Here is an 8,994-nt window from a genome sequence, read left to right as displayed (position 1 = left end):
CCCCAGTAACTGCCTGGAATCGGCGCGGCCGCGTCTACCCGGTGCAGCCGCAGGTCGTGCGCGGCCAGCAGGGCAACGGCATCGTCAAAGTGGATATCGCCAACGCAGGTGACCTGCACATCGGCGGTGGCAACGTCGGTGGTCATGGCATGCATTCAACCGCCCCTCCCAACCGGAAGGGGCGACAAGGCTCAGGGCTGCTGCGGGCCTTCCGGCAAGGCGACGGAAATATCGAGCACATCGTGCTCCCCGTCCTTCACCAGATCGACCTTCACCGCATCCGCGTCGATGTTCACGTACTTCTTGATCACTTCCAGCAGCTCACGCTGCAGAAGCGGCAGGTAATCTGGGCCACCGCGATGGCTGCGCTCCTGCGCAATGATGATCTGCAGGCGGTTCTTCGCCGTTTCGGCCGTCGTCTTCTTCCGGTTCAGGAAATCGAACAGTCCCATGCTTACCCTCCGAACAGCTTGCTGAAGAAGCCTTTCTTCTCCACGGTGGTGAAGCGCATCGGACGCTCTTCGCCAAGAATGCGGCCAACCGCATCTTCATAGGCCTGGCCCGCCGCCGATTCGGGGTCCAGGATCACCGGCTCGCCCTTGTTGGACGCATTGAGCACGTCGCCCGACTCGGGTACCACGCCAATGGCCTTCAGGCCCAGCACTTCCTCAACGTCGGTAATGCTCAGCATCTCGCCACTTTCCACCCGGGCCGGGCTGTAGCGCGTGAGCAACAGGAACGCCGGCACGTTCTGGCCCGATTCGGCCTTGTGCGTCTTCGAATCCAGCAGCCCGATGATCCGGTCCGAGTCGCGTACCGACGACACTTCCGGGTTCACCACCACCACCGCACGGTCGGCGTAGTACATCGCCAGGAACGCACCCTTCTCGATACCGGCCGGCGAGTCGCAGATGATGTACTCGAACCCGTCCGCGGCCAGGTCCTTCAGCACCTTGCCCACGCCTTCCTGGGTCAGCGCATCCTTGTCACGGGTCTGCGAGGCCGCGAGCACGTACAGGTTGTCGAAGCGCTTGTCCTTGATCAGCGACTGCTTGAGCGTCGCCTCGCCGTGGACCACGTTCACGAAGTCGTACACCACCCGGCGCTCGCACCCCATGATCAGATCCAGGTTGCGCAGGCCGACGTCGAAGTCGATCACCGCCACCTTCTTGCCGCGCCGCGCCAGGCCGCATGCCAGGCTGGCGCTGCTGGTGGTCTTGCCCACGCCGCCCTTGCCGGAAGTGACTACGATGATTTCAGCCAAAGGACTTCTCCTGATTCATATGGTTGGGCGCCGGATCAGTCCAGCGCCGCGATCTTGATCTGGTCCTGCTCCAGCCACACCTGCACGGCCTTGCCGCGCAGCGTGTCCGGAACATCGTCCAGTACCTTGTAATGGCCGGCAATGGCGACCAGTTCAGCATGGAATTCACGGCAGAATATACGTGCCGTGGTGTTGCCTTGGGCACCGGCCAGGGCACGGCCCCGCAGCGTACCGTAGATATGGATGCTGCCATCGGCGATCACCTCGGCACCCGCGCCCACCGTGGCCATCACCGTCAGGTCGCAGTTCTCTGCGTACAGCTGCTGGCCCGAGCGCACGTTGCTGGTCTGCATGCGACCCGGCTGCGGTGCCTTGGCCGGGGTGGCCGGCACGGCGGCCGGCGTGGCCGCGCGGGCACGCCGTGCCGGTTCCGGTGCAGGCGCAGGGGCGGCCGGCGGCGGGGCGGCCGGGACCGCGTCCAGCTCGGCGCGTTCGTACTGCGCACGGAACTTGGCCAGCAGCGGCAGCCCCAGCTGCTGCGACAGCAGCTCGGTTTCGGTGGTGCCGTAGGCCAGCGCCACCGGCAGCACGCCGGCGCTGCGCAGCCCATCCAGCAGGGCCTTGGCCGTGGCCACGTCCGGGATCTGGCTGAGCCCGCCGAAATCCAGGATCACCGCCGCGCGCCCGAACAGCTTCGGCGCACGCGCCACGCGGTCGTGCATCTCGCGGGTGAGGCGGTCCACATCCAAGGTGCGGATGCGCAGGTTGGCGATGCCCACCTGGCCGATCTTCAGTTCACCGGCCTGTTCAAAATCCATGTTTGCCGCCACCTCAGGTCCCCGTCGGTCGATGCGCGCGCAGCGGCTCGCGACGGTGGCCCACCCAGGGCACGTCCGGCAGCTGGTCGCCGTAGGTGTCGTGCACCCACTGGTAACTGCACAGGTCCTTGAGCAGCATGCTGGCGCGCACGTCCACGTGGGCCATGTTGTTCTGCCCGACCTCGCGGAAGCCGAAGCTGCCATGGAACAGCAGCGCCGCGTCGGCGCCGTGGTCCAGGAACACCTCGCAGGTCATCTGCGGGTAGCGCAGCTCGGCATAGCTCTGTGCATCGGCATAGAACGCACGGCCGACGCCACCGCCGCGACGGCGGCTGGCGACCACGATGCGGTCGATATAGAAGAATTTGCTGTCCAGCTGCTGCTGGAACCAGGCGAAGTTGCTGCTGTCGTGCTGGCTGTCGCTGCCGAAGCCGATCAAAAAGCCGGCCAGGTTGCCGTCGCGCTCGGCGACGCGGAAATACTCAGCGGTTTCATAGAACAGGCGCAGGCGGGCGGCATCCAGCGGCAGGATGGCCAGGCCGGCATTGTTGTTCAGGGCCAGGACGGAATCGAGCTCGTGCTCGCGCACGTCGCGGATGACAATCGACATTGTGACTCCGTGGGGTAACGCGGTTGGTCCATCAAGGGACCCTCATCGGATTATTGCACGGGTGGCAGGCCCGGGCGAATCGCCGCCCATGACTTATGTGGGAGTGCAGGGGCGCAGGTTCAGCCTAAGATGCGTCCATGCTGGGATACCTGAGCCAAACCCGAGTACTGCGACTGGCCGGCCTGTTCACCTGGGTCATGGTCGGCCTGCCCGTGGTGTATTCCCAGTACGAATCGCTGCTGCGCCACCGCGGCGACGGCCTGGACAGCTGGGCGGTGTGGCTGTTCACCGCCTACCTCACCTTCGGTGCCTGCTACTTCTGGCTGACCCGCGGCCTGCGTGACGGCGGCGGCCATTCGGCCTGGTACGACCGGGTGGTGCTGCTGCTGCTCACCACCTCGGCGCTGGGCGTGAGCTACCTGAGCGGGTCGGGCCTGGGCAGCATCCTGATGATGGTGGCTGCCGGGGTCATCCCGTGGATGCTGCAGGTGCGCGGCGGGGTCCTGTGGCTGCTGCTCAGCCAGCTGGCAGTGCTGCCGGTGTACTACCTGATCCTGCGCATGCCGCTGTTCGAGGCGCTGATGCAGTCGCTGCTGTATGGCGGGTTCTCCATGTTCATCTTCGTGACCAGCCTGGTCGCGCGGCAGCAGACCGACGCCCGTGAAGAACAGCGCCGGCTCAACACCGAACTGCGCGCCACCCGCGTGCTGCTGGCCGAGAGCGCCCGGGTCAACGAGCGCACCCGCATCTCGCGGGAACTGCACGACCTGCTGGGCCACCACCTCACCGCGCTCAGCCTGAACCTGGAAGTGGCCGGGCACCTCACCGACGGCCAGGCCCAGGAGCATGTGCACCAGGCCCATACCCTGGCCAAGCTGCTGCTCACCGACGTGCGCGAGGCCGTCAGCCAGATCCGCGACAGCGGCGCCATCGACCTGGCCGCCGCGCTGCGCCCGCTCACCGAGCAGGTGCCGTCGCTGGACATCCACCTGGACATCGCCGAACCGCTGAACGTGGAAGACCCCGAGCGCGCCCATGTGCTGCTGCGCTGCACCCAGGAAATCATCACCAACGCGGTGCGCCACGCCAACGCACGCAACCTGTGGATCCAGGTAAGGCGTGAAAGTGAAGGCGAGGTGGTCATCCAGGCGCATGATGACGGGGTGGGCGCGGACGGCATCGTGGTCGGCAATGGCCTGCGCGGCATGCGTGAACGCCTGTATCAATGTGGCGGTGAGCTGCAGATTGAAACCCGCCGGGGTCAGGGCTTCCGCCTGCGCGCCTCGGTTCCCGGCGCGCCAGTGTTGATGCTGGCCCCTGTTACATGAGGAGTTCGTTGATGATTCGCGTCTGCCTGGTCGACGACCAAACCCTGGTGCGGCAGGGGATCCGCTCGCTGTTGGCGCTCGACGACGGGATCGAAGTGGTCGCCGAGGCCGCCGACGGCCGCCAGGCGGTCGAGGTGGTCCCGCAGATCCGTCCGGACGTGGTGCTGATGGACATGCGCATGCCGGTGATGTCCGGGCTGGAGGCGCTGCAGATGCTGTCCCGGCTGGGCCAGCTGCCGCCGACCATCATCCTGACCACCTTCGACGACGACCAGCTGGTGCTGGCCGGGCTCAAGGCCGGTGCCAAGGGCTACCTGCTCAAGGACGTCACCCTGGAACAGCTGGTGGGCGCGATCCGCACCGTGGCCGACGGCGGTTCGCTGGTGCAGCCGGCGGTGACCCAGCGGCTGCTGTCCGGGCTGGAGCACATGCGCAATGAATTCGTCAGCCTGGACCGGCCCGACCCGCTGACCGACCGCGAGACCGAGATCCTGCGGCTGATGGCCAGCGGCTTCTCCAACAAGGAGATCGCCAATTCACTGGGCGTGGCCGAGGGCACGATCAAAAACCACGTGTCCAACATCCTGTCCAAGCTGGGCGTCCGCGACCGCACCCGCGCGGTATTGAAGGCGTTCGAGCTGCAGCTGGTCTGAGGCCGTGCCAGGGCCACCGGCAAGCCGCTGCCGGTGGTCTTTGTGCAATATCCTGAATATGCGCCGGATCCCTTGTGCCACAAGGGCTGCGCGCCGGAAAACGGCCCATTCGGCCGAATCCGGCAAAGAAATATTCCCGAACCGCTACGTGCTGACACGCGCGATACGTTATCGTTCCGCTCCTTGTCTATGCAAAACCGCTGCCGGCATGGAAACCGGTGCGCCAATCCTGATCTACAACACCCGCGAAGCCTGCTAGGATTGGCGCTTCGCTTCAATCAACCCGGCCGTGGGATCGGCCCCGGAGACTTCTGAATGACCCGTATTATCGAGTTCCTGATCGCCTTGGGGATCGTGGCTGGCCTGTTCGTCATCATTGGCGTATGTCTGCCGGGCGAGCGCCATATTTCCGAAAGCATCGAGACCAACCGCAAGATGACGATCGTGTTCGACACGGTCAACAGCCTGCGCCGCTTCAAGGACTGGAACCCGCTCTTGCTGCGCGATCCCGCCGTTGAACTGAAGCTCTCCGGCCCCGCTGCCGGCGTTGGCGCACGTCTGGATTATTCTTCCAAGGAAAGCTCGTTGGGCCAGGGCAGCTGGGAGATCACCGAGTCGGAGAAGAACAAGCTGGTGTCCATCGCCATCGAGGACCCGACCAAGGGCCACGACAAGAAGACCAGCTTCACCCTGGAGCCGACCGGCAAGGGTGGCCGCAACGTCAAGATCACCCAGGACTACAGCATCAAGTACGGCTTCAACCTGTTTGGCCGTTACGCGGGTCTGTATGTCAGCCGTCACGTTGGTGACGACCTGAAGCTGGGTCTGTCGCGCATGGCCAACATGCTGGCCACCGTGCCCAACATCGATTACCGCACCGCCGAAGCCCCGCTGACCGATCTGGCCATCGTGGACGTCCCGGTGGAAGACCTGCTGGTGGTCACCGCCGGTAACGTCGACCGCGGTCAGGAAACCATCACCAAGTCCATCAAGGACAACCAGGAGTGGATCAAGCGCGTGATGGAGGCCAATGACCTCGAAGCCGCCGGTCCGTTCCGCATCATCACCACCGATTTCGGCGCCGAGAAGTACGCCTTCGACGTGGCCCAGCCGGTCAAGAAGAAGGGCACCCAGGGTGCTGCTGCCGATGCCCTGACCGTCAAGATCGACGCCGGTGCCCCGGTGAAGTACGTGCACGTGGCCCCGCACCGTTCGGCCCACGCGGCCTACACCGGCCACATGGCTGGCCTGGACATCGCCCGCAACGCCCTGCGCGCGTGGTCGGTGACCAACGGCAACGAAGTGATCGACCGTCCGTACGAGTCCTGGAAGGACGGCGTGGACAAGTCGTTCACGCCGGAAGGCACGTACGACATCTACTGGGCCGTCAAGTAAACCGACGGTCACCGGTGATGTAACGCACGACGAAAAACGCGCCGCTTCCTGCGGCGCGTTTTTTTTTGCTCCGCCCGCGGAGCATTCCTCGAAGGATGTCCGCATGCTCAACCTGGAACGACGCGCACGCAAACCCTCCCTGCTGGCCTGCTTCGGTGGCCTGCTGGCCGCCACGGCCGTAGGCCTGTCGGCCTACGCCTCGCACGGCATCGCCGACCCGGTGGCACAGTCGCACGTGACCACCGCCGCGCTGTACGCGTTCGGCCACGGCGTGGCCCTGGCGGTCCTCGGGCCCACCCAGCAGAACAGCGTGGGCAAGCTGGCGCTGTACGTGCTGCTGATCGGCACCCTGCTGTTCTCCGGCAGCCTGGTGGCCGGGGCGTTGTGGAAGCTCAGCACGCAGCTGGCCCCGGTGGGCGGCACCGCGTTGATGCTGGGCTGGCTGGCCTACGGCCTGAACGCATTGCGCCGCTGACATGCCACGCTTCAGCCGCGGCTTCGACGTAGAGGAGGCGCACGCCTGGCTGAGCCGGCGGGACCGTCGCCTGGGCACGTGGATGAAACGGCTGGGTCCGATCGAGGCCCCGGCGGGCTGGTCCAAACGCTTCGACCCGGTCGATGCGCTGGCGCGCGCGATCCTGTTCCAGCAGCTCAGTGGCAAGGCCGCCTCGACCATCGTGGGGCGGGTGGAAGTGGCCATCGGCAGCCAGCGCCTGCACGCCGATACGCTGGGCCGGATCGACGATGCCGCACTGCGCGTCTGTGGGGTATCGGGCAACAAGGCTTTGGCGCTGCGCGACCTGGCCCGGCGCGAGGCCGACGGCCAGATTCCCGACCTGCGCCGGATGTCGGTGATGGGGCACGACGCGATCATCGACGCGCTGGTGCCGATCCGCGGCATCGGCCGCTGGACCGTGGAGATGATGCTGATGTTCCGCCTCGGCCGCCCGGACATCCTGCCCATCGACGACCTCGGCATCCGCAAGGGCGCCCAGCGCGTGGACAAGGCCGAGGCCATGCCCACCCCGAAGGAACTACAGGCGCGCGGCGAAAAATGGGGCCCGTACCGCACCTACGCCAGCCTGTACCTGTGGCGCATCGCCGACTTCAGCGCCGACGCCAAAGAAACAACCAACCGCTCGCAGGATTGACCAACGGCAGGGCCAAGGCTGCCCGCCGGTAGTGCCGGGCTCTGCCCGGCAAGGCAATCGTAGTGCCGGGCTCTGCCCGGCAAGGCAATCGTAGTGCCGGGCTCTGCCCGGCAAGGCAATCGTAGTGCCGGGCTCTGCCCGGCAAGGCCATGCCAACCAAGACCAGCCGGGCAGAGCCCGGCTCTACGCGGGATTCCGCCATCCGTAGTGCCGGGCTCTGCCCGGCAAGGCCATGCCAGCCAACCAGCCGGGCAGAGCCCGGCTCTACGTGGGTGTCAGCCAGCGCCAGTGCCACGGCTCGTAGACGATGCCGTGCGGGTTGTCGCGCGGGTAGCTCAGCTGGAAACCGAACCGCGCGGCATTGTCCCGCAGCCACGCAAACGCGGCGGTGTGTTCGAAGCTTTCTTCGGCCGGCGGTTCGCCGGGCGTGCCGATATCCAGCGCGAAGCCGCTGTGGTGTTCGCTGTAGCCGGGGGCGGCATTGACCTGCAGGATGTCGGCCACGGCAAGTCCGCGCGCGCGCTTGCGCTCGAAAATACCCAGCTGGTAGGCATGGCTGCGGTAGCCGGAAATCGCGTCCAGCGCGACGCCGTCGGCGGCGGCGGCCAACTGCAGGCGCTGCCAGCCGCGTGCGGCGGACCGGCGCAACCACAGGGGCCGCCGGTAGCGATCGAAGCCGGCCAGGTGCAGCTGGGCCGGTTCGGCTTCCAGCACCAGCCCGGTGGCGGCTTCATAGCCGTCTGCATCGATCTCCAGCTGCGCCAGCCGCTGCTGCAGGCCGCTCAGTGGCAGCAGCGTGCTATCGGCCACCGCGTGGCGGCCAGGGGCCAGCGCCTGCTGGTCCAGCGCGTCGAGCGCGGCCTCCATGCCGTCCTCGCGCATCAGACGCGGTACCAGCGGCAGTACGCCGTGTGCGCTGGCAACAGCGAGATAGCGGCCATCGCGTTTGCGCCGCAGTACCCAGCGCGCCTGGGCCAGCGCGCGCGCGTCGGCGTTGCTGCGTGCGCGCAGCAGGCCGCCGGGCCACAGTTCGATGTCGGCGGTGTTAATCAACAGGGCAGGGGGACGGCGCATGCGACCAGCTTAGTGCGTGCGCCCGGGCGCGGCCAGCGCCTGCAGGGCCGCCAACAGGTCGCGGGGTTTTTCCGGGCTGAGCATCAGCACGCTGCCGTCGCGCAGCGGCAGGTACAGCACGCGGCTGGCATCGGTGAGCAGGCAGAACGCCTTGCGCCGGTCACGCATGCGGTAGTGCCCGGACAGGAAGCCGGGCATGCCGTAGCCATTGGTCTTGATCACCGGCTTGAGACTGCCATGCTCGGCCAGGTCCACCACCCGCGCCTGGTCCAGTTGCAGCGCATCCACCGCCACCCGCTTGCGATAGAACGTGGACCCCACCTCCAGGTCGCGGCCCTGCAGCTGGATGCGGCGGCGGAAATACGCCGCGCTCAGTACCGCGGTAAGCACCGCCAGGAACGGCAGCGTCAGGCCCAGTTCGTGCGGGGTGCGCTGGGCCGACTGCAACGTGGTGGCCACGATCAGCGCCGCCACGGCCAGCATCGGCACCCACAGCCACAGCAGGCGCCAGACCGGCGCCGGGGCCACGGCAAAGACCGTATCGGTCGCGCGCGTCGCACTCATGGCTGCGCCCCGATCCACGCGGCCACGTCATCGATCAGCGCCGGCAGCACGTGGCCGGGGCGGCTGTATTCCTGCAGCGAGCCCGGTCCTTCGCCGGCGATGCCGAGGTGGTTCAACGGCGGGTAGTACTTGAAGCT

11 protein-coding genes are annotated in these 8,994 nt (G+C 66.7%); 5 read left to right on the top strand and 6 right to left on the bottom strand.

What is annotated here, in order from left to right; all coding sequences use genetic code 11:
* Positions 1-191: 191 nt before the first annotated feature.
* From minE to DBR34_RS13760, 4 genes are read right to left on the bottom strand one after another with little or no spacing between them, the layout of a single operon-like run.
* Positions 192-452 (bottom strand): cell division topological specificity factor MinE, encoded by a 261-nt coding sequence (gene minE, locus DBR34_RS13775; protein WP_017355894.1) that lies wholly within the window; start codon positions 450-452, stop codon positions 192-194.
* A gap of 2 nt (positions 453-454) precedes the next feature.
* The gene (gene minD / locus DBR34_RS13770) at positions 455-1,264 is read right to left on the bottom strand and encodes a septum site-determining protein MinD (protein ID WP_038689737.1); all 810 of its coding nucleotides are present in this window, start codon (positions 1,262-1,264) and stop codon (positions 455-457) included.
* Between the two features lie 35 nt (positions 1,265-1,299).
* Entirely contained in the window at positions 1,300-2,082 is a 783-nt protein-coding gene (gene minC / locus DBR34_RS13765; RefSeq protein WP_128097214.1) for a septum site-determining protein MinC, read from the bottom strand.
* Between the two features lie 13 nt (positions 2,083-2,095).
* Positions 2,096-2,692, bottom strand: a complete 597-nt coding sequence (locus DBR34_RS13760) for a GNAT family N-acetyltransferase (RefSeq protein ID WP_128097213.1) — start codon at positions 2,690-2,692, stop codon at positions 2,096-2,098.
* 137 nt (positions 2,693-2,829) lie between these two features.
* Here DBR34_RS13760 and DBR34_RS13755 point away from each other — a divergent pair, with 137 nt between their 5' ends.
* The 5 genes from DBR34_RS13755 (at position 2,830) to DBR34_RS13735 (ending at position 7,219) form a co-directional block, all read left to right on the top strand.
* Positions 2,830-4,020 carry a histidine kinase gene (locus tag DBR34_RS13755; RefSeq protein WP_128097212.1) on the top strand — a complete coding sequence of 397 codons (1,191 nt, stop codon included), beginning with the start codon at positions 2,830-2,832 and terminating at the stop codon, positions 4,018-4,020.
* Between the two features lie 11 nt (positions 4,021-4,031).
* Positions 4,032-4,673, top strand: coding sequence for a response regulator transcription factor (locus DBR34_RS13750; protein WP_038689731.1), 642 nt, complete (start codon positions 4,032-4,034; stop codon positions 4,671-4,673).
* A gap of 315 nt (positions 4,674-4,988) precedes the next feature.
* Positions 4,989-6,068 carry an SRPBCC family protein gene (locus tag DBR34_RS13745; RefSeq protein WP_128097211.1) on the top strand — a complete coding sequence of 360 codons (1,080 nt, stop codon included), beginning with the start codon at positions 4,989-4,991 and terminating at the stop codon, positions 6,066-6,068.
* Positions 6,069-6,171: 103 nt separating this feature from the next.
* A complete protein-coding gene (locus DBR34_RS13740) occupies positions 6,172-6,543 on the top strand; it encodes a DUF423 domain-containing protein (protein WP_128097210.1) in 372 nt (123 codons plus the stop codon).
* 1 nt (position 6,544) lies between these two features.
* Positions 6,545-7,219 carry a DNA-3-methyladenine glycosylase gene (locus DBR34_RS13735; RefSeq protein ID WP_128097209.1) on the top strand — a complete coding sequence of 225 codons (675 nt, stop codon included), beginning with the start codon at positions 6,545-6,547 and terminating at the stop codon, positions 7,217-7,219.
* 264 nt (positions 7,220-7,483) lie between these two features.
* On the opposite strand, the gene DBR34_RS13730 is transcribed toward DBR34_RS13735, so the two are convergent.
* Together DBR34_RS13730 and DBR34_RS13725 are read right to left on the bottom strand one after the other, a co-directional pair.
* Positions 7,484-8,293 carry a M15 family metallopeptidase gene (locus DBR34_RS13730; RefSeq protein WP_128097208.1) on the bottom strand — a complete coding sequence of 270 codons (810 nt, stop codon included), beginning with the start codon at positions 8,291-8,293 and terminating at the stop codon, positions 7,484-7,486.
* Positions 8,294-8,302: 9 nt separating this feature from the next.
* Positions 8,303-8,857 carry a PH domain-containing protein gene (locus DBR34_RS13725; protein ID WP_128097207.1) on the bottom strand — a complete coding sequence of 185 codons (555 nt, stop codon included), beginning with the start codon at positions 8,855-8,857 and terminating at the stop codon, positions 8,303-8,305.
* Positions 8,858-8,994 lie beyond the last annotated feature (137 nt).

It is taken from the genome of Stenotrophomonas sp. HMWF003, assembly GCF_003061285.1.
GTDB lineage: Bacteria > Pseudomonadota > Gammaproteobacteria > Xanthomonadales > Xanthomonadaceae > Stenotrophomonas > Stenotrophomonas maltophilia_AP.
This window is presented reverse-complemented; position numbering and strand designations above follow the sequence as displayed.

Bases quoted from the DNA above. Each gene is read 5' to 3' on its own strand.
- DBR34_RS13755 (WP_128097212.1), top strand. From the start codon at position 2,830: ATGCTGGGATACCTGAGCCAAACCCGAGTACTGCGACTGGCCGGCCTG.
- DBR34_RS13730 (WP_128097208.1), bottom strand. From the start codon at position 8,293: ATGCGCCGTCCCCCTGCCCTGTTGATTAACACCGCCGACATCGAACTG.
- DBR34_RS13760 (WP_128097213.1), bottom strand. From the start codon at position 2,692: ATGTCGATTGTCATCCGCGACGTGCGCGAGCACGAGCTCGATTCCGTC.
- DBR34_RS13735 (WP_128097209.1), top strand. From the start codon at position 6,545: ATGCCACGCTTCAGCCGCGGCTTCGACGTAGAGGAGGCGCACGCCTGG.
- minC (WP_128097214.1), bottom strand. From the start codon at position 2,082: ATGGATTTTGAACAGGCCGGTGAACTGAAGATCGGCCAGGTGGGCATC.
- DBR34_RS13740 (WP_128097210.1), top strand. From the start codon at position 6,172: ATGCTCAACCTGGAACGACGCGCACGCAAACCCTCCCTGCTGGCCTGC.
- DBR34_RS13745 (WP_128097211.1), top strand. From the start codon at position 4,989: ATGACCCGTATTATCGAGTTCCTGATCGCCTTGGGGATCGTGGCTGGC.
- DBR34_RS13750 (WP_038689731.1), top strand. From the start codon at position 4,032: ATGATTCGCGTCTGCCTGGTCGACGACCAAACCCTGGTGCGGCAGGGG.
- DBR34_RS13725 (WP_128097207.1), bottom strand. From the start codon at position 8,857: ATGAGTGCGACGCGCGCGACCGATACGGTCTTTGCCGTGGCCCCGGCG.
- minE (WP_017355894.1), bottom strand. From the start codon at position 452: ATGGGACTGTTCGATTTCCTGAACCGGAAGAAGACGACGGCCGAAACG.